The 19,313-nt window shown below is 42.6% G+C and carries 14 protein-coding genes and 1 tRNA gene; 3 read left to right on the forward strand and 12 right to left on the reverse strand.

Annotated features, from left to right (window positions below; translation table 11 throughout):
* A partial coding sequence (locus QZZ43_RS00895; RefSeq protein ID WP_291855105.1) for a hypothetical protein occupies positions 1 to 209 on the reverse strand: 209 nt, incomplete at its 3' end.
* A gap of 59 nt (positions 210 to 268) precedes the next feature.
* Between QZZ43_RS00895 and QZZ43_RS00900 the strand changes: the two genes are divergently transcribed.
* Entirely contained in the window at positions 269 to 3,073 is a 2,805-nt protein-coding gene (locus QZZ43_RS00900; protein ID WP_291855108.1) for a S8 family serine peptidase, read from the forward strand.
* Between the two features lie 8 nt (positions 3,074 to 3,081).
* Here the strand turns inward: QZZ43_RS00900 and QZZ43_RS00905 are convergent, their stop codons facing one another.
* The 7 genes from QZZ43_RS00905 to QZZ43_RS00935 form a co-directional block, all read right to left on the reverse strand.
* Positions 3,082 to 3,858, reverse strand: a complete 777-nt coding sequence (locus QZZ43_RS00905) for a hypothetical protein (protein ID WP_291855111.1) — start codon at positions 3,856 to 3,858, stop codon at positions 3,082 to 3,084.
* A 365-nt stretch (positions 3,859 to 4,223) separates the two neighbouring features.
* Positions 4,224 to 5,534 carry a peptidylprolyl isomerase gene (locus QZZ43_RS00910; protein ID WP_291855114.1) on the reverse strand — a complete coding sequence of 437 codons (1,311 nt, stop codon included), beginning with the start codon at positions 5,532 to 5,534 and terminating at the stop codon, positions 4,224 to 4,226.
* Positions 5,535 to 5,547: 13 nt separating this feature from the next.
* The gene (locus tag QZZ43_RS00915; protein WP_291855118.1) at positions 5,548 to 6,372 is read right to left on the reverse strand and encodes a peptidylprolyl isomerase; all 825 of its coding nucleotides are present in this window, start codon (positions 6,370 to 6,372) and stop codon (positions 5,548 to 5,550) included.
* A 218-nt stretch (positions 6,373 to 6,590) separates the two neighbouring features.
* Positions 6,591 to 7,424, reverse strand: a complete 834-nt coding sequence (locus QZZ43_RS00920) for a peptidylprolyl isomerase (RefSeq protein WP_291855121.1) — start codon at positions 7,422 to 7,424, stop codon at positions 6,591 to 6,593.
* 18 nt (positions 7,425 to 7,442) lie between these two features.
* The gene (locus QZZ43_RS00925) at positions 7,443 to 7,778 is read right to left on the reverse strand and encodes a hypothetical protein (protein ID WP_291855124.1); all 336 of its coding nucleotides are present in this window, start codon (positions 7,776 to 7,778) and stop codon (positions 7,443 to 7,445) included.
* Between the two features lie 368 nt (positions 7,779 to 8,146).
* Positions 8,147 to 8,224: transfer RNA gene (locus QZZ43_RS00930), tRNA-Val, on the reverse strand.
* A gap of 299 nt (positions 8,225 to 8,523) precedes the next feature.
* Complete coding sequence (locus tag QZZ43_RS00935) at positions 8,524 to 8,928, reverse strand: DoxX family protein (protein ID WP_291855127.1); 405 nt, start codon at positions 8,926 to 8,928, stop codon at positions 8,524 to 8,526.
* A 106-nt stretch (positions 8,929 to 9,034) separates the two neighbouring features.
* Here QZZ43_RS00935 and QZZ43_RS00940 point away from each other — a divergent pair, with 106 nt between their 5' ends.
* Complete coding sequence (locus QZZ43_RS00940; RefSeq protein WP_291855130.1) at positions 9,035 to 9,910, forward strand: hypothetical protein; 876 nt, start codon at positions 9,035 to 9,037, stop codon at positions 9,908 to 9,910.
* A gap of 11 nt (positions 9,911 to 9,921) precedes the next feature.
* The gene (locus QZZ43_RS00945) at positions 9,922 to 10,140 is read left to right on the forward strand and encodes a hypothetical protein (protein WP_291855133.1); all 219 of its coding nucleotides are present in this window, start codon (positions 9,922 to 9,924) and stop codon (positions 10,138 to 10,140) included.
* 13 nt (positions 10,141 to 10,153) lie between these two features.
* Here QZZ43_RS00945 and QZZ43_RS00950 read toward each other — a convergent pair whose 3' ends face one another.
* The 4 genes from QZZ43_RS00950 to QZZ43_RS00965 all read right to left on the reverse strand — a co-directional run bounded on the left by QZZ43_RS00950 (position 10,154) and on the right by QZZ43_RS00965 (position 19,236).
* Positions 10,154 to 12,700: a hypothetical protein gene (locus QZZ43_RS00950; RefSeq protein ID WP_291855137.1), complete on the reverse strand. Its 2,547-nt coding sequence runs from the start codon at positions 12,698 to 12,700 to the stop codon at positions 10,154 to 10,156.
* Positions 12,701 to 12,963: 263 nt separating this feature from the next.
* Entirely contained in the window at positions 12,964 to 14,655 is a 1,692-nt protein-coding gene (locus tag QZZ43_RS00955; protein WP_291855140.1) for a DUF5114 domain-containing protein, read from the reverse strand.
* Positions 14,656 to 14,675: 20 nt separating this feature from the next.
* Positions 14,676 to 16,265, reverse strand: a complete 1,590-nt coding sequence (locus tag QZZ43_RS00960) for a RagB/SusD family nutrient uptake outer membrane protein (protein ID WP_291855142.1) — start codon at positions 16,263 to 16,265, stop codon at positions 14,676 to 14,678.
* Between the two features lie 19 nt (positions 16,266 to 16,284).
* Positions 16,285 to 19,236, reverse strand: a complete 2,952-nt coding sequence (locus tag QZZ43_RS00965; RefSeq protein WP_291855145.1) for a TonB-dependent receptor — start codon at positions 19,234 to 19,236, stop codon at positions 16,285 to 16,287.
* Between the last annotated feature and the right edge of the window lie 77 nt (positions 19,237 to 19,313).

The raw sequence follows: 19,313 nt of genomic DNA on the forward strand, positions 1-19,313 counted from the left end.
ATGCCGTTCAGGTACTGGAATTTGTGCATGGCGACAGTAATGTCATATTCCTTCCTGATAATTCTCCCACAGAATAAAACAACCTTTTGTTTCTGATTGTAGGCTTCATAATTAAACAATCCCCGAACTCCCATCATATAAGGACTTCGCACATCATGTACGGGAGAAGATGCCGAATCTGAGCAATCACGATTCCTGTACCCTTTCATGGTCACAGATGGATCCCGGATGCAATCAAGTTTCCGGGATCTTCTGCTAAAAAAATATTATGGCATCAAAACTTTTTACGGTTTCCCTGTGGTTGATTATTTCAATGATGCTAGGCTTCGAACAACCGGGTGCCGGGCAATACCAAAATCTTAGCATAAGAACCCGGCACAAAAAAGAATTAAACATTTATTCGCGAAACTGGGCCAGGTGGTATCAAAATCAGCAAATTTTTGCGGATTCTCTCGCTCAGGCAAACAAATTTTCTTCCGCATACTTCACGCCTGAAGGAGGGTCGGTATTTCTGAGACGAATTGAGCATCATCATCCGGTGTGGTTCTGCACACATAACCTGGATGCTGCAATTACTTCAGAAGTGCCGTTATTATGGGTCAATGTGGAAAACGGACTTACCGGGGAAGGAGTTTATACAGGATTATGGGATGGCGGAGGAGTATTATCCAACCACAATGAATTTACTCAAACAGGAGAAAGCCGTATTATTCAACGTGACCTCCCGGGAACACTCTTCGACCACTCAACCCATCTGGCCGGAACAATAGCCGCAGGCGGTGAGGAAGAAGCCTGCCATGGAATGGCTCCGTCAGCCACTGTTCTAGCCTACGATTACAATTTTGACATATCAGAAATGAGCTCAGAAGCTGCAGATGGACTGCTGGCTTCCAATCATTCTTATGGAACTATCTGCGGCTGGAAATATAATTCTTCCGATGGAGCATGGTATTGGTTTGGAGATTTATCCATTTCAACCGAAGAAGATTTGAATTTTGGTCGATACTCCAAAGAAAGCTACGATCTGGATCTCCTTGCAAGTTTGGCACCGTGGTACACCATTGTTAAATCTGCCGGAAATGACCGCAATGATTCACCTCCCGATAATACCTCTCATTTCGACTTTTCAGATCACTGGTATGAAGCCACGGATTATCATCCTCCGGATGGTTACCCGAATGGTTATGAATGTCTTGGAGCAATGTCGGTTGCGAAAAATATTATCACTGTAGGGGCCGTGGAAGAAATGCTGACTCCCTATTCCCAACCCGAGGATATAAGAATGAGTGTATTCAGCAGTTGGGGGCCAACCGATGATGGGCGCATAAAACCGGACATTGTAGCAAACGGGACTTCAGTCTATTCTTCCATAGCTCAAAGCATAAATGAATATGAAACCTACAGTGGCACCTCCATGGCCGCAGCAGCAGTAACCGGCATTATTACACTTATCAATCAAAAACAACAAAGGTGTCAGCCCGGAGTTGCTTTGGCATCAGCGACAACGAAAGGAATACTCATTCATACAGCGAAAGAAGCAGGAATGCACCCTGGGCCTGACTATCAATTTGGATGGGGATTAGCCAACGCCCGGGGAGCAATAGATCTCATTGAAAACAACTACTCCTCTGGCGGACAGTTAATTATGGAGAGGTCATTGCAAGCGGAAAACATTTTTACCCATGAAGTACATGTCCCCGATGAATGCCCCGAGCTAAAAGTAACACTTTCCTGGACGGACTTACCAGGACAAATATCCGAATACAGATTGGACGATGCCACTTCTGTGTTGGTCAACGACCTGGACCTAAAGATTATCAAAACCGAGGATAATACAGAATTTTATCCATGGGTACTCTCCCCAGAAAGCCCAATGGATGCTCCTCGAAACGGAAAAAACAATGTGGATAATGTGGAACAAATCGTTCTTTCACTTCCTGAGTCAGGAATCTATTTAATTCAAATTTCTCCACCAGAATCAGTTGTCAACGGAATTCAATCTTTCAGTCTTGTGATTTCCGGTCAGAACGTTTCATCCGGGATTTTTCCTGCATATAATTTGAGAGGAGTTCCAGATAACGAGGAAGTTTTATTATCGTGGAACTCTCCCAGCGAAGCCACACCTCTCAGATACCACATTTATCGGAACGATGTTTTTCTAACAACCTGTAGAGATACTATATTTGTAGATAAAGAAGTACAAAACGGAACAGAATATTCTTACTACATAAATGCCTTTTATGAGGATGTCGGGCACGAAAGTCTTCCAACCAATCAAGTATTTGCTACACCCCGAAAAGCACTATTATTGCCTTTCGAAGAGAATTTCGAAAATTCACCATCCGATTGGGTTCTAAAAAACGACACTACAGGCTGGGTATATGGTAACAGCCCACAGCTTTCTTCCTATTATCTTGATTTTAGTAACAATTCGGGAAATTTCCTGGGAGCAGACTCTTACTCTGCGGGAGAGGGTGTCCATGTTTGGGATCATGCCATCTCTCCTCCTTTAGCACTGGAATTGTATGAGAATGTCAATCTTTCGTTTAATTACCTGCTGGTTACCGATATTTATGATGCTATTGATGAACTTGTAGTCTCAGCGTGCACAGGCGATTCCTGCTTTGAAATCTGCAGGCTTCCCGCTTCATCGCACTGGAGATCGTTTAACATTAACATTCCTGATAAATTACTAATGAAAAATACCCGGCTTGTTTTCAATTATGATGACAATTACCGGTGGGGAATGGGTGCAGGCATTGATGACATAACGGTAACCGGAGTTCCGGTGATAACATACAGTAGCCCCTTAATAAAAGAACACAATCAAACCATTGTCGTTTATTCTGAAGGGAAACATTACGTTGCAAAAGTATCAGACCAAATGGGCTCCGGAAAAAGAGTGCTCCAGGTTGTCGGCCTGAGTGGAAAAGTTATATGGGAAAAGTTTTGGAGTAACCATTCGGTTGCCGAGATAAAAACAACCTTACCTCCCATGAAACCAGGCATATATATTCTCAGATACATCTCTGATAAGACTGTTTCTGCCACAAGATTCATGGTATATCCTTAACCTCTACCCTACATCCCCCCACTCGCAGCCAAAACCACCAAAATGCCAATTGCAATAATCCCTCCCATGAATGTCCCAAAACCTGTTGCTTCTTTAATAAAAAACTTCGTTTTACCATCCTGTTCAAAATACCCGGGTGTGAGAGTCGTATTTGTTAAAGTCTCTACCCGGAATTGCTGATTAATAAAAATGGGAGCAACATCTTTACCATAAGGAGCAATAGTGAGAAACATGCGATAAGTGGCCGGTGTTTCTTCCTCAGAGAAGGTTACTGACTTGGTTCTATAATAACCGTTCTCTGTTCTGATGTTTACCGTCTCTACCTCTTTTGCTTCATCAAATTTGAACGACGAATTTTCCAATAAAGGCCCGGTAATTTGCACTTTGCTGTCGGGTGGAATAAACAATATTGAAGCATCAGATTGAATTTCGCCCTCTGTAGAAGTATAGTGGACTCTGTTGTCAACATAAGACTCATGACTTCTTGATACTGAAGAAATTGTTGAGATATTGGTAAAGAAAGGAATTGTTTCATTATCCTTAACCAATGCTGATTTTGTTTTATCCAGCAATACAGGTTGTTCCGAGCAGTTGTGAATTTCAATTTGAATTTGACCACCATCGCCCACAAAAGCATAGCTGAATTCAAGTGAATCCTTGAGGGTTGGACGGGCTTCCGGGTCTTGGGTGTCGTCTGCCGGAGCAAGAGACACGTACTGATAAGTACTGCAACTGCTAAGCAGCAGTAATGCTAGGGCAGGCAGCATTAAGGTTACTGATTTCATGGCGAGAGTTTTTATTTTTGGCTCATCAAAAATATAGGTACCTGAAAAAAAAGATTTTTAAACAAACACGATAGCAAACGACACCTTCAGCATCGATATTTTAAATTCTGCGAACAACTATAAATATAAGAGCCATTCAGGCTCGGTTGCTATTAAATATCCGAGCATGCTCCCGAAGGCTCCGTTTCTGCCAATTATAAGGACATGACCCCGAAATGGGTCAAATATTTATAGATGAAATGCTTACATGAAAATCGACCCCCAGAGTGGGTCGTACACATTATGCATATTTGTTTATTTTTTAATGCTTTCTCGATTATGATTTTGTTAAAATATTATTCAGGTACGAATTATTATGATGAACTTTATTTTTTAAGGATTTCAATGATTTTTATTCTGATATCCTCCACCGGCCGGTCTTCTCCATAGGTTTTCACCCCCGCAATTTTATCTACAACATTCATGCCACTCACCACTTCTCCAAACACAGTATAATCACCATCGAGATAGGGTGCTCCACCAATAGTTGTATATATTTGGCGCTGTGAAGGGGTAAACCGGAAACCTTTTTCTTTTTCAATATCATCGAGTTCCTCATTGGTAAAAACCCGACCGGCAATAATGAAAAACTGAGAGCCATCGGAGCGGTTTCGCGGATTTCGGGCTGCAGGAAGTTTGGAAGCTGCCACAGCCCCACGTTTATGAAAGAGTGCCGGAATTATTTTTGTGGGCAGCGTATATCCTGGTCCCTGCCAGCCCACCACATCATCTTTGTCTGCATTTCTGGAATCTGCAGCGCCCATCTGAATCAAAAAGTCACTCAAAACACGGTGAACCAACAAACTGTCATAAAACTGGTCACTAACCAGTTTTATGAAATTATCTCTGTATTCCGGTGTTTCATCATGCATCCGAATCACTACATCCCCCATGGTGGTTTTGATTCGGAACCCGGCCACTTTTTTATGTGAGATGTAAACCTTATCGGTTTTGGTACGAAGGTCATAAATAGAAGCAGGGCGTTCTTTTTGTTCCTTCAGCAATTGAGCTATCCATTTCTTGGAAAGCACCACTTTTTGCAGGGAGTCCTGAACAACCCTTTCCTGAACGATTCCCATGAACTCATGATTCAGTCTGAATGCCGGATTGCCCTCTTTCAAATCGCTTGGAACAGGCCAGAAGCCGACCGAATCCAAATCCTGATATTCCCCGGCCGGAGCTTTTACCACAAACAATTTTCGTTTTGGTCGTTTCAAAGTATAAAGAGTATCGGGTTGAAGCAAGCTTCCCCTGACTTTGATATAATCCGGGTTGGTTCGTTTTACCTCCAATATCACAAGATTCAGGTTATGGTCATACGCCGTGTAACCGACAACTTCCTTCATATCGCGGGTTCCCACGGGAGAGATTTCAGCTTTGTAGGCTCCTTTGAGCCAATCGAGATTGGTAACCACAAGATCCGAAGCCACAAAAAAACCAAAACCTCTTTTCAAAGCGCGGTTGTAATGATCGAAAGTACGAATCCCGACCATGCCCTTAATATTGTCCTGATAAGAACCAAAAGAAACTTCGCCCTTTTCCTTTGCTTTCTTGCTGGCCGAATTATTACATCCCCATGCAGAGATAATCAAAAACACGAGAATAAGGAATGGCAGAAATCTGGAACATTTTTGCATCAGAAAATATTTATTATTGAGTAACTTCTCCAACCTGAATGACCACATCGGTAAAAGGCCGGTCGTTCTTATCAGTTTTCAGTGCTGCAATCTTATCAATTACATCAAATCCCTCCACAACTTCTCCAAATACGGTGTAGTCACCATCCAGATCGGGCAGTCCGCCGATGGTGGTATAAGCTTCCCGCTGAGCATCTGAAAACTTAATGTAATCGGACAATGAGTATTCGAAATTGATTTTCTGCTTAATGTCTCTCAACAATTCGTTAAAAGCACGGGGATCTTCTTCTTTCAATCGGGCCAGTTCTTCTTTTCTGGGAACATAAAACTCCTTCTTGAGTTTATTTTTAATGGGAATGTTGTTGTTTTTCTCAATAATATCAAGCTGCTCACTGGTCCATACACGTCCCTTGACGATATAGAACTGAGAAATATCCGACATCTTAAAATGATTGATGTCTTCAGGTTGTCGTGGGGCGCACAAGGCTCCCTTTTTATGAAAATGATGATCGTGAAATTCTGAATCGATATTGACGGCAGCATTTCCATATCCTATATGTTTGCCAGCCGGAGCATTCCGTGAATCAGCAGAACCGCCCTGTATGACAAAATTTTTGATGACCCGATAAAACAACGTGCCGTCGAAATGGTCGCTGTTAACCAGTTTAAGAAATTCATTACGATGATTGGGGGTATCGTTGTATAATTTAACTTTCATGTTGCCCAAATTGGTTTTAACAAGCACATAGTGAGTGTATTCCTGGGCACGCGCAGATTCAACTGAAAACAAAAAGAACCCTGCAATCAAAAAAGTAATAAGTTTTCGCATCTTTCTCATCAATAGTCCGTTAAAAAAAGCCTAAACGCTGAGACGCAATGACGCAAAGCTTTTTATTACAAGAGCGTTAAACCTTAGACGCCTCGATTTACAAGTGCCAGTTTATCAGCCATTTACAAACACAAACCTCGGGATAACCAAGTATTGTCTCATAGCACATAAAAAAAAATCTGACCGGACAATTGAAGAATCATCCGGTCAAAAATGCTATGCAAAAATTATTCCTCAATAATTTCCATTGTCATTTCAATGTCCTCTACCGGACGATCCATTTGGTCGGTTGAAACAGCTGCGATAGAGTCGATAACCTCAAGTCCTTCTTCCACTTCCCCAAATACAGTATAGGTATTATCCAACATTGGAGTTCCACCAATGGAGGTGTAAACTTCACGCACTTCATCGGGGAAAACAAGTTTTGCTGAATCGCCTAATTCCTCCTTGGTTTCTTCCTCCAGTTTAGAAATAAGCGCTTCAAAACCTTCACGGTCTCCACGTTGACGCATCGCCATCAAAGAGTCCTGATAAGGAGTAATTTTATCGAACATTCGCGATTGAATTGCCCTTTGCCCCATTTGCTCTTCAAGATTATCGAGAGCATCGGAAGTCAAGGTTTCCCCCTGAACGATGTAAAATTGTGACCCTGAAGATTTACGTTCAGGGTTCGCCTGGTCTCCCTGACGAGCAGCTGCCAACGCACCTTTTTTATGGAACCTTCTGGGGAAATTAATTTCAGCAGGTATCTGATATCCGGGACCACCGGATCCCAGACGCTTTCCTTTCTCAGCCCCTTTTGATTCGGGGTCACCCCCCTGAATCATAAAACCTTCGATAACCCGGTGAAACAGAAGATCGTTGTAAAAACCTTCCTCCACAAGCTTCAGGAAGTTTTCTTTATGCTGCGGGGTATCATCGTACAGCTTAATTTTCATGTTACCATAGGGTGTTTTTACCAGCACTTTCTTCTCCGGCTCGTCACAGTGCGTCAGTAATAGGCCCAGGAACACAATTAGTGAAACCAGGGCAACTTTGCGAAATGAATAAAATGATGTCATGATCTAAAATTTTTCTAATTATTGTAATTGGATTTTTAAATATTCAAATGCTGCTTTTTTCAGCAGATGGTTCATAAATGACGGGGTCAAAGATTGGAGTCGCTTAACCTCTTCAAATTGCGGCCAGCCCTCTTGATCGCGACCGGTAGTCTTCAAATAGCCTTCGCTGCTCAACAGGGTACATTTTCCAAGATTGATAAGATCCATCTTCACCTGTCTTTCGTAAGGTTTCATTCCCTGACCCAATTCCTGTATTCCGATAAGAAACAGCATAAAGTCAAAATCTGCTGTCACCTTAAATCGCTTACTCACTTCAAGAACCATCAGCTCCCAGTTTTCTGTAGTATATTCCATAAAAATTATCTCCTTTTCTCCTCCTGAAGACGTTCCTATACTTTTCTACCTCGCAGAGGGACATTTATATGACAACTCCGAAAAGGTTCCTTGTCGCCAATATTTTAGTTGACAAAAACACCTCTTTTCGCAGCACACTCCTTTAAAATATTTCACCAACCCTACTCAATTACCTGATTACCTTTTGCTTCCAACACAATAGTAAATGAACTTAACTTTCTGAAAATAAAAATTCTTCGCCATTTCGTCACTGCGTACAGGCTTCTTTTATCCGGTTTTGCCTTTATGTAAAAACTCAAAAATAATAAAAGTTCACCAAACGAACAGGCAACAACAAAAAAGCCGGCCAGGAATATCCTGCCGGCTTTTGGTGGGTTGTACTGGATTCGAACCAGTGACCCCTACCCTGTCAAGGTAATGCTCTAAACCAACTGAGCTAACAACCCTTATTCTTTGTGGTGCAAAAATAGTAAAAAAAGGATTCCTCAAACATTTAAAAACAGAAAAAAGCACATAAAAAAAGGCCCGGAATAAACCGAACCTTTTTTCTGGATTTTTTTTCTGATCAAAGGGAAAGGCGAAACTTTCTCGGCCACAAAGATAGACAACTTTTAACACCCACAAACAAATAGTGGATATTTTTTGATTTTAAGTGGACAAATCTCATGCAATACCAACCCATCAAAGCACTTTCACCCCTGAACAACAGCCATATAAACGTTTTTAACATTTATAGGCAGAAATATTAATATCTTTTCCCTGCAATGGCATCAACAGAATATTTCCCCGAGCCCAGCAAGAACGTCACGGCAAAGGCAATGAAGTAAAGCAGCGCAAATTCTTTAGAAGCGCCTCCCGCAGAAAACAAAGGGTCGCCCGAGTGAACAACCAGCGCTGCCGTTAGCATGGTAATCATCAATGGAATAGATGCCAAACGAGTTCTGAGGCCTATCAGCACCATGATTCCTGCAACAAACTCGGCAAGAACGGCCAAAACCAAATTAATAGTGGGACTGATACCAAACAGCGCAGGAAACTGAATATTCCCGGAAATGAGCATCTGCAGTTTTCCCAATCCATGTCCGAATGCTATAAAAAAGCCAAATCCCACACGCAATATGAGAGCAGCTAGATCTTTTTGTGTTTTCATAATTATCATTCAGTTTTAAAATATTTAGAGTTAAACAGCAAAGGTCAAATTTGGTTTTAAATAAAGTTTTTTGTTTCTTTAATTACTACAATAAACCTTTACCACTATGAAACCAGCAGTTGATAATACTGTTCAATCGTTATTACAGACAAAACTTTCACAAATTGAAGATTATTTCAAAAGCGATGTCCTTACGTATTATGGTCCAATTGTTGACGGAAATGAAAATACCCTTTTAAATATTGTAGAGGCCCTAGCAAAAACAAAGGAAAAAAAAGACAAACTTCTAATCATCCTAACAACAGGAGGAGGAAGTGCTACAGCTGTTGAAAGATATGTTAACATTCTTAGAGAACACTATAATGAAGTCAATTTTCTAGTTCCTGATTACGCCTTCAGCGCAGGAACAATATTTTGCATGAGTGGTGATAATATTTATATGGACTATTTCTCTGTTTTGGGACCGATTGACCCTCAAGTTCAGAATAAAGAAGGACGATTTGTTGCTGCACTAGGTTACTTAGACAAAATAAATGAACTAATACAGAAAGCTCGTGACAATGACCTTACTCAGGCTGAATTTTTAATCCTAAAAGATTTTGATTTGGCAGAACTGCGAGGATATGAACAGGCAAAGGAATTAACAATTGCCTTATTGAAAAATTGGCTTGTAAATTATAAGTTTAAAAACTGGAAAACACATAATTCCAACCCCTCAAAAGCAGGCATGGAAGTAACTGATATTGAGAAACAAGAAAGGGCGGAAGAAATTGCAGATAAATTGAGTGACAATAAAAAGTGGAAATCACACGGAAGACCTATCAATATTGATTGTTTAGAGTCACAAATGAAACTAAAAATTGAAAACTACACGAAGAATGACCAGTTAAGAAATTTGATACGAAGTTATTATGAATTACTCTCTGATTACATAAATAAAAATGGTTTTCCTATTTTTGTGCAAACCAGATTATTCATTTAACAAACATTACTATGTATCCGATTGAAAGAAACCTAATCAATACTGTTAGAGAAGTATCAAAAAAATTACATAATGACACAAAAGTCAAAGAATTTGAAAAAGCAGACAATGATTTCTCTAAATTGGTAAAAAGTGGCTTTGCTCACAGAAGAGGAAATAATCTATTGTCTATCACCGAAATGCATAATAGTAGGTATTCTATAAACACATCCTTTAAAAAAGAGGGATAATGGCATCCCTCTTTTACTCCAACCAAATCTCATCCAAATAAAAATCAATCTTTTGATTCGTCTCCTGTGAAGGAATAACAACCTGAATCATTTCAATATCAGCCATATCAAATTCTCTCTCATTTCCGGTTTCGGCAAACCAGTCCTGAAATCCGGGAAAAGGGCGTGGAACGATAGCCATTTTACCAGGCTTACCATCCTTTAGATTGACGCAGTAAATTTCATCCGTATTGTTCAGAATAAATTCATATTCCATAACCATACCATCCCTATCAATCAATGCCAGCTTAATATTAACAGGTTTATCCACAGCTGATTTGGCACAAAAGACCAACCGCTCTTTCTTCGAAATATTCTCTCTTCTTCCCTTAATATTTTCGCCAAAGAAGTACTTCAGAACGTGCAATGGCTCATTTTGAATGGAATCATTTCCCAGGTGAGCAAACCGGTAGGACAAAACTTTGCCGTTGAACATGGGAACCAACTGCACTCCATCTCTCCAGTTAACCGCAGAATGGGCAAAATGCTCTTCTGCATTCCACAATAGCAATGGTGCATCATCTGGAAGAATATCCAACACAAAAGACTCACCGCCCGAAAAATCCCAGTCGCTCGGCTTCCCTGTTTGTCCAGACGGGAAGGTTATCCAGGCCCCCTTGGCCGGCCTTACAGCGATGTAATAGTTTACCGTTTGATATTGTGAATACCCCTCAGGTAACAGAACAGTGTAATGACCGGGTGAAGTTTCTTCCGCACCAAATCTACGGCTGTGAAAATGCCCTTCACCAATGAACACAGCAACGTCACCGGGAGGTTCAGAAGCTATCACCTCAAAATCGATTGTTATTGTTTTACCCAAATTTACATTTCGGGGTGTTCGGTTTTTCACTAAAAGCGTATCCAAATCGGTAGCAGGAGCTACAAACTCATCAAGAAGAATATTTTTGAACAAGTCTTTAGGATCGACCTTCTTTTTCACCCCTTTCCTTTTTAACAGATAAACGCCTGGGGTGACTTTAATTTCTCCACCTTTCGCAAAACAAGATAATCTGTTACCACCATTAATACCTTCCACCGAAAAAGCATCGCCGAGTTGAGGCAATGCAATTCTCATCTCCTGCTGAGCATGATGCACTGCGGCTTTTCTAACATTAGGATTCGCCGGGCTGTAAGGGTCTTTCAACCAGTATGCATCCGGCATCACCTCTAAACGCCAAATGCCGGGCTTCACTTCATCCAGGAAATAAGCACCCTTACCGGTGTATTGTACTACAGGGGAACTCCCAAATCCGGCTATCTCTTTCAGCTTGTCTGGATTTTGAGGCCTTGATGCCGTATTATTGGAATAGAAGAACCGCTCCTGCCCCACCAACTCGGCCAAATCATCCTGATAACTAACCCGGAAGTTACCAAAACGGTTATTGCCAGGAAAGTCTCCGAAATCAGCACTTCGAGGAACCTCATGAAAAACAGCTGACGCAATTTTCAGGCTGATGGCCTTTTGAGGAGCATAAGCCAGATTCATAAAGTGGGTGCCGTAATTGGTATTGTAAGGTGCCAGAAACATGGCATCATAAGCAAAATGGGTTGCCAGTTGGATTCCTGCTTCTCTGAAGCTTCGGGCCATTGCGGGATACATATAATTTCCGGCCACATCGGCAGGGTCAAATTCATACACTATTTTTACTTTGTCCCGAAATCCGGGATGATTGGCAAACGGAATCAGATATTCATCCACATGGGGCAAAAAGTTACCCTTCAACGCATGATTAGCCACCAGACCTGAAGGATACCATTGAAAAGTTCCACCCTGAACTTCAGCTTCCATGTAGGCATCGACCAAATGGATGCTGTGACTCACATTGTAAAACACAGGCTTCTTTGTGCCCGTTTTCCGCATGGACCCAACCAACTTATTGATGTAGGCTTTCACCTCATTTTTGGAACCACCATGATGCGGTTCGTTAGAAACCTCAAAAGCAACCACATCCGGATCATCCTTGTAGGCTACTCCGGTATATGGGTTAATATGATTCAGAAACTGCTCCAGATAATTGGCTTGAGCCTCAATTGCATCAGGATGGGTAAGACACGCCTCTTTGCCGTATTTGCTGGAAAAACCCGGCGTGTCTTCATCCGCTTCGGGCCAGCCGTTACCCCAGAAGGCTATAGGAGTTAGGATAAATCGAATTCCCCGTTTTTTCATCTCGCTGATGGCAAAATCAAACAAACGGAGATGCTCATTTCCCAACAGATTACCAACAGAATCGGAAATTTCAGTATCCCATACATGAACCCGATAAAGGTCGAGGTCCAGACGGGCAAAATGATAAACATCTTGTTTGATAGCCTCCTCGTGAGACACGCCCATGCGTTTGGCCATCCTGAAAGAATGGGCAAATGGTACCGAATAATTTACACCAAAACCAAAAATCTCTGTGCTATCGGTATCCCAACGCAAAACGCCCTCTTCATCGACAAAGGCATTGCGGGAATTCTGCCCCGCTACCGGCACTAATGGCAATACCAACGCAATAAATAATAGGATTGAAATTCTCATTTTAATAAAAATAATTGTTTAACAAGGCTGCATGACACACGACAATCCACTTACATACAAGTCTTTGGAAAGTCAATTCATTCAACAATTCCATATTTGACTTCCCAAAACGTACAGCACTGGAACGCAAACACCAATCACTGTATTAAACAGGCGATAAAACAACCCCCGACAAGATGAAAGCTTTGTCGGGGGAAAATCAAAAAAGGAAAGTAGCATTATTGAGCCCAGTCTAAAAAAAAGATATATTTATACTTCACTCATTATTGATTCAAAGTCATCTCGTAGGTCCGATTAAACAAATCAACCGTCAGCGTATAGGTTCCCGCTTCTGTATCCTCAGTAATGTTACCGCCTGCATAACTTAAATTTCCGTCATAGCCACCAAATTTATCATCCCAATTGTCGGCTTCAATGTAAAGTGCAAAGCCATATTGCGAAGGTGTCGTTACCTCAATGGTTCCTGAGTAAATACCCTCCCCGGTTTTTGGAATAGTGGTAGCAAAATCCCAAACATCATTTAACCCTGACAGATAAAGCACCTCCCCGAGTTCTGCCAATCCGTAAGTCATGTTCCTCACATCAGCTTTAACCCAATAGGTTCCTGCCGGATCGGGTGCAGGAATATTACGCCCTTCCACATTCATCTCCAGCAATCCTTCACTCTCGCCCATGGTATAATAATCCACTCCCCATTCGGGAGCTGTAAACATCTGGAATCCCCATTGCGAGTTAATGTCTACAAAACCACCATAAAGGGTATCATTCAACTGCGGAATAAAGTTATCGAATGTCCAGTCACCACCGGTATCGCCATCTTTAGATCCAGGCAGGTAAAGGAAAGGTATGGATTCCTCTTCCTGAGGCAGATTTTCTCCTTGTGTGATGCTATATGTCCAGTCATTCTCTTGGCTGAAATCGATAGTTACTGTATTGGTTCCGGAGTTAGAAACAATAAAATTGCCGGCAGCGTCAGAAAAAACAATCTTACCGCTCTCTCCTTCAGCAAAGTTGACAATAGTGGCGATTGCCCCGGCATCTGAATCACCCGTGCTTGTGTTATAGAGCAACGCATCACTATTGAGTGTGATTTGTGCACCGGCAGAAGAAGTTTCAATCACTCCGGCCCATAACTCAAAAGACTTAAAGAAAGCCAGGGAATCCTCAACTGCACCGCCAACCGTTAATTTGGGTAACCAGGTGGCCGACCATACCTGATCGTTGGTGCTCATGGTCACATAGTACTGTCCTCCATTTGCAGGAAACCAGCAGTTCCACATAGTTCCGGCATCATTTGAGAGTTCAAAAGGAACCTCCGAAACCCCATTGTTCCCCCAGATGGTTCCATCGCCTTCCTGAAAATAGAAGTTCATCCACCCGGTGGCCGTTACGAATCCGGAGTACTCACCATTGGATTCGGGAGAATAAATTACCGAAAGGGTGTCATTCTGAGCGGGATTCAGCAAATACAAATTCGACATATCAATCTCAAAAGGAGTGACATCCACAGAAATCACGTTACTGTATTCCGGCTCCATATTATTTCCCATCAAAGATTTAACTCTGAAATAGAGCGGAGCCTTCACCCACGGTATCAGTCCAGCATTTTTGGCCAGGGTATTTAGTCGGGCTCCTGTAAGTGAAATTGCATTGTCTGAAGGCTGCAATTCGGTGATTATTGAGAAATCCGGTGATGCAGATGCTTCGACAGTAATGCCGGGAAGACCGGAAGAGACGCCCATTGTTTCATCACTAACAGAAACCTGTCCCGATGACCAGGAGAGATTCAACACCTGAAGGTCAGAATTTTCGGTGCTCAGAATTACATCAACTGCGGATGCCGAAAGCTCAGAAGGTTCCTGACCCGATAAAAATATCTTGTCGCCTTCCTTTTCGCAGGCAGTTGCTGCAAAAAATAAAAGAAAGACACTAATATATAACTGAATGGTTTTCATGTGATTACTAAATTTAAAGGTTAGTAATTTTCGTTGGTCAAATTGGGATTGGCAGACAATTCGGTCGCCGGAATGGGATAGATATTGTATTTATCATTCACAGCCATTCCGTCTTTCACGCCACCTTTCCATTGCCAGATGTAATTATTGCCTGTAAAGACATCGAATCTTCTCAGGTCGGTACGGCGAACCGCCTCCCAATAGAGTTCTCGGGCCCGCTCGTCAAGAAAAAACTTGTAAGGAATCCCCTCAGATGTCGCGGTGATATCGGTTTCCGAAACTTCGGATGCATCGCGAATGTTGCGCAATTCATTCACATATCCCAACGCAGTTGCCACATTAGAATTGGCTCTGACTGCCGCCTCAGCGTACATCAGGTAAGCATCGGCCAGTCGAAACACAGGGAAATCTGTATCTACACCGTCGTTTTGCGTATTGGAAGCCACTTCGCCATCGTCGGTTAAATTACTCCACTTAAGTACAAAGAATCCACCACTTCGGTCGTCCACTCCGCCATCCATGTACTGACTCTGACCATCTGTATAAAACATGGCTCTTGAATCATTCTCCATATCAAAGAGTTCGGGCACTTCGCCCCGAATCCGGAACATACTCCACGCACTGGCGACCCCAATTGTATCAGCAGGGGCTCCGTAATCCGTGTCCACGGCTCCACAAATCAGATAAGTGGTAGCCCCCCACGACATCACATTTTTACTGTCCACCACCAGAGGCCAGATAATTTCGTTACCCGGGCCCACCCGTTTGTGATTATCCGCATTAAAAAGTTTGGAATAGTCAGCTTCCAGTTCGTAGCCTGCATCAATGACTTTCTGACTATAGGTCATACATTCCTCGAAGTGAGCTCCAGCCTCATAAACCTCAGCGTTCAGATACAGCCGCGAAAGGAGCATCCAGGCAGCTGTTTGTGGTGCATGACCATATTCGCAACCGGCTGCCTCAGTCATATTCTCACTGCATTCGAGCAGCTCATTTTCAACAAACTCAAAAACCTCGGGAGCCTTAAATTCTTCGGGCAGGGTTGAACTTCCAATCAATTCCTCATCAGCAAATGGGATATCGTGAAACAAATCGAGTGCATGATAATAAGCCAGTGCCCTGAGAAAACGGGCCTCGGCACGGTAGGTTCTGATCTTTACCTGCTCTGCTTCCGAAAAACCTGAAATACGCTCATCCGTACTGTTTTTTAAAAACTCATTGCACAATGAAATGGAATAATAAGAGCGGTAGTACATATCAGCCACCCATGGGTCGTTGGCATCCCAGGTAAGGAAGGTAAGATCGCCGATATTATCCCCTTCAATCCATGTAGAGCCCAACTCATCGGTTCCGGCTTCCTGAACATTAAAGTAGCAACGCATATAATCGTAGCCATTGTTGCTACTGAGGTCTTCATCACCTCCGCCTTTTTCCTGACCAGCTGTAACAAAGGAAGCGTAACACTTGGCAAGGGCAGAGATGTAATTATCAGGATTGGAATAGACAGATTCCGAGGTCTCTTCTATTTCAGGATACTGATTCAAGTCGTCGGTACATCCGAAGAAAACCCCAACGGTAAGTATCCATAATGTGTATATTATCTTTCTCATCTTGTAACTCCTTTTTTAATTAAAATTCCAGTCCAACACTCAAAGAGAAAATGCGGGGACGGGGATAAAACGAAAGATCCATTCCCTGAGGCACTTCCGGATCAACTCCGGAATATTCGGTTATTGTAAATACGTTCTGAACCATTGCCATTGCATTCACCCTCAGCCAATTGTTCACTCTTCCGAAGTTATATCCCAGGGTAACGTTGTCCATTTTCAGGAATGATGCATTTTCCACGTAGTAGTCCGACAAATACTGACGACTGCGGAATCCTGTCTCCAAATAGCTATTATTCAGGTTGTTGAGCTGGTAGGCATTGTAGGACATTGTTCCAAGAGCCCCCGTATTCATCGCCATTCCGTTGTAAACATAATTTCCGACATTGGCCCTCAGGCTTGTGCCAAACGTCCAGTCTCTATATTGTAAGGACGTGCTGAAGCCCAGAATATAATCGGGAGCCGGCGAATTGTAGCGGTACAGATCCTCAGAGTTGATATCGCCGTTGCCATCCAGATCGGCATAAGCACCTTCAACAGCCTTACCGGTTTCCTGATCATACAACTGATGATAAACATAGAACATATATGGTTCATAACCCTCTGTCAACACCTGAAAGTAGTAACTATCAATGGTTGGTCCAATAGACGTATTGATAATTTCAGCACCCTCGATGATAGACAGGTTTTTGATGGTCTGTTCCTGAAATGAAGCATTGAAGGTCAAATCCCAGGTCCAGTCGGCATTATCGATAGGCACTGCATTTAAGCTGACCTCGATTCCTTCACTGTCCACATTACCCACATTGGTAAGAATGGTTTTATCGAAGTTGGTTCCGGCAGGAGAAGGCACGGTTGCCAACAAATCCTCCGTTTCGCGGATATAGTATTCTGCAGAGCCCGACAACCGGTTGTTGAAAAATCCAAAGTCGAGACCAAAATTATAAGCTTTGGTGGTTTCCCACTTCAAATCGGAAACATAGGCTTCGGGGCGGTAGGTATTCACCGGATTATTGCCAAAAATGTATTGGGCGCCGGTCTGGCTGATGGTATAAACCGGCAGATAGTTGTAATTGCCGATACCTTCCTGCTGTCCTGTAACACCATAACTGGCCCGCAACTTAAGATTAGTGAGCACATCAATATCTCTCAGGAAAAACTCCTCCGACAGTCGCCAACCCACAGCAACGGAAGGAAATGTTCCCCAACGGGTATCTTCGCTAAAACGAGAGGTTCCATCCTGACGAATAGTAGCCGTAAGCATATAACGCGAAGCCAGCGTGTAATTAAGACGTCCGTAATAGGAAAGTAATACATGACGCTCATCAAAAGCCGCGGTAGAATTTTGTACCTCTCCCGCAATATTTGTTTCTTCATAATAGGGTCTGGAGTTTTTCCAGAACTGATAATCATAACCACCTGTTACATCAATGGTGCTGTTTATATTCTCCAGGTTTTTATTATAGTTGAAATAGGTTGTCAGAAGTCGGTTTTCCTTCTCTTCAGGACCATAAGTATAATCCCGTCCATTAGTCATGTAAAACTGAGCCGCTTCAGCAGGCACATAAACCTCACCTTCACCACTGGCAAAATCATACCCCAGGGTTGCATGAAGTTTCAATTCGGGCAGAAATGGCAGCTTGTAATCCACATCCAGGTTGGTAATCAACCTGTTGATATCGCTGGTAGATGAATGCTGATTCAGAAGTCCAGGAGGATTGAGAACCGCAGATGTTACCGGAGTTCCGGAACCATCAATCGCTTCATTGTAGCCGCCAAAAGCATCAGAATTGGAGTAAACAGGGACTGTGGGATTAAAAGTGGATGCTCCCCAAATAGCATCGGTCTGGGCAAAAGTATTTTTATTTAAAGCCCCTTTAACACCCAGGTTTACATTCAGTTGACCTTCCAAAAACGAAGGAGAAAGAGTTAGGTTTCCAGTCATCCGCTCCGCATTATCGGTTTTCAAAATACCATTCTGATTGTAATAACCTAAAGAAAACCGGAATGGAATATCTTTAACCTGACCTGAAAAACTCAGGTTATTATCGGTCCCAAGCGCCATTTGATATATTTCATCATTCCAGTCGGTATCGTAATTTCCCAGTAGATTTTGCTGAGCCAAAGAACCGTCACGATTCACCACATTTCTAAACTCATCCGTGGAGAGCATTTCTGGTAATTTGGTTTTCACCTGTAAAGAATTGGTGGTGCTGAAGGTAACCCGAAAATCCTCACTGGTTCCCTTTTTCGTAGTAATCAGAATCACCCCGTTAGAGGCCCTTGAACCATAAATGGCGGTGGAAGAGGCATCTTTCAGAACGGTCATACTCTCAATGTCATTAGGATTGATCAAACTTAGAAAGTTGTTATCGTTTCCGCTGATTCCGCCGGATTCGAGCGGCACCCCATCCAGCACAATCAACGGATCATTACTGGCATTCAGCGAAGCACCACCGCGAATACGGATAGAGCTACCTGCTGTGGGTGAACCACTTTGCGACATAATTTGCACTCCCGAAACTTTCCCGTTGATGAGTTGTTCGGGAGAACTGATTATCCCTTTGTTAAAATCCTTACTGTTCACATTGGATACAGCACCCGTAAGATCTCCCTTTCGCTGTTGTCCGTATCCGATAACAACCACTTCATCGAAACTGATGACATCGGGCTCCAGCGTTATATCCAACCGGGTTTTACCGGCCACCTCAATCCTTTGGGTTTTATAACCGATGTACGAAATTCGTAACACATCAGAATCGTTTACCACGATTGTAAAAGAGCCGTCAGAATTGGTGATGGTACCCTGTTGAGTTCCGTCAATAAGAATCGTAACGCCCGGAACAGACTCTCCTGTTTCCCCGTCCACGACTGTGCCGGTAAGCGTTTGCTGCTGAGCTATTGCCAGGGCCGAGAGCCCCCACAACAACACCACAGTGCCCAGTTTTTTCATTGATAATCGTAGATTTTTCATATTTGTTGTAGTTTGATTATTGGTAAAATGAATTGAAGTAAAATGAATTCATGAATTCATTTTACTTCAATTCATTT

Origin of the sequence: Marinilabilia sp. (assembly GCF_016278715.1) — a bacterium.
Classification (GTDB): domain Bacteria; phylum Bacteroidota; class Bacteroidia; order Bacteroidales; family Marinilabiliaceae; genus Marinilabilia.

Excerpts from the sequence above, each read along its gene's own strand:
- QZZ43_RS00900 (WP_291855108.1), top strand. The coding sequence starts at position 269 with ATGGCATCAAAACTTTTTACGGTTTCCCTGTGGTTGATTATTTCAATG.
- QZZ43_RS00905 (WP_291855111.1), bottom strand. The coding sequence starts at position 3,858 with ATGAAATCAGTAACCTTAATGCTGCCTGCCCTAGCATTACTGCTGCTT.
- QZZ43_RS00910 (WP_291855114.1), bottom strand. The coding sequence starts at position 5,534 with ATGCAAAAATGTTCCAGATTTCTGCCATTCCTTATTCTCGTGTTTTTG.
- QZZ43_RS00915 (WP_291855118.1), bottom strand. The coding sequence starts at position 6,372 with ATGAGAAAGATGCGAAAACTTATTACTTTTTTGATTGCAGGGTTCTTT.
- QZZ43_RS00920 (WP_291855121.1), bottom strand. The coding sequence starts at position 7,424 with ATGACATCATTTTATTCATTTCGCAAAGTTGCCCTGGTTTCACTAATT.
- QZZ43_RS00925 (WP_291855124.1), bottom strand. The coding sequence starts at position 7,778 with ATGGAATATACTACAGAAAACTGGGAGCTGATGGTTCTTGAAGTGAGT.
- QZZ43_RS00935 (WP_291855127.1), bottom strand. The coding sequence starts at position 8,928 with ATGAAAACACAAAAAGATCTAGCTGCTCTCATATTGCGTGTGGGATTT.
- QZZ43_RS00940 (WP_291855130.1), top strand. The coding sequence starts at position 9,035 with ATGAAACCAGCAGTTGATAATACTGTTCAATCGTTATTACAGACAAAA.
- QZZ43_RS00945 (WP_291855133.1), top strand. The coding sequence starts at position 9,922 with ATGTATCCGATTGAAAGAAACCTAATCAATACTGTTAGAGAAGTATCA.
- QZZ43_RS00950 (WP_291855137.1), bottom strand. The coding sequence starts at position 12,700 with ATGAGAATTTCAATCCTATTATTTATTGCGTTGGTATTGCCATTAGTG.
- QZZ43_RS00955 (WP_291855140.1), bottom strand. The coding sequence starts at position 14,655 with ATGAAAACCATTCAGTTATATATTAGTGTCTTTCTTTTATTTTTTGCA.
- QZZ43_RS00960 (WP_291855142.1), bottom strand. The coding sequence starts at position 16,265 with ATGAGAAAGATAATATACACATTATGGATACTTACCGTTGGGGTTTTC.
- QZZ43_RS00965 (WP_291855145.1), bottom strand. The coding sequence starts at position 19,236 with ATGAAAAATCTACGATTATCAATGAAAAAACTGGGCACTGTGGTGTTG.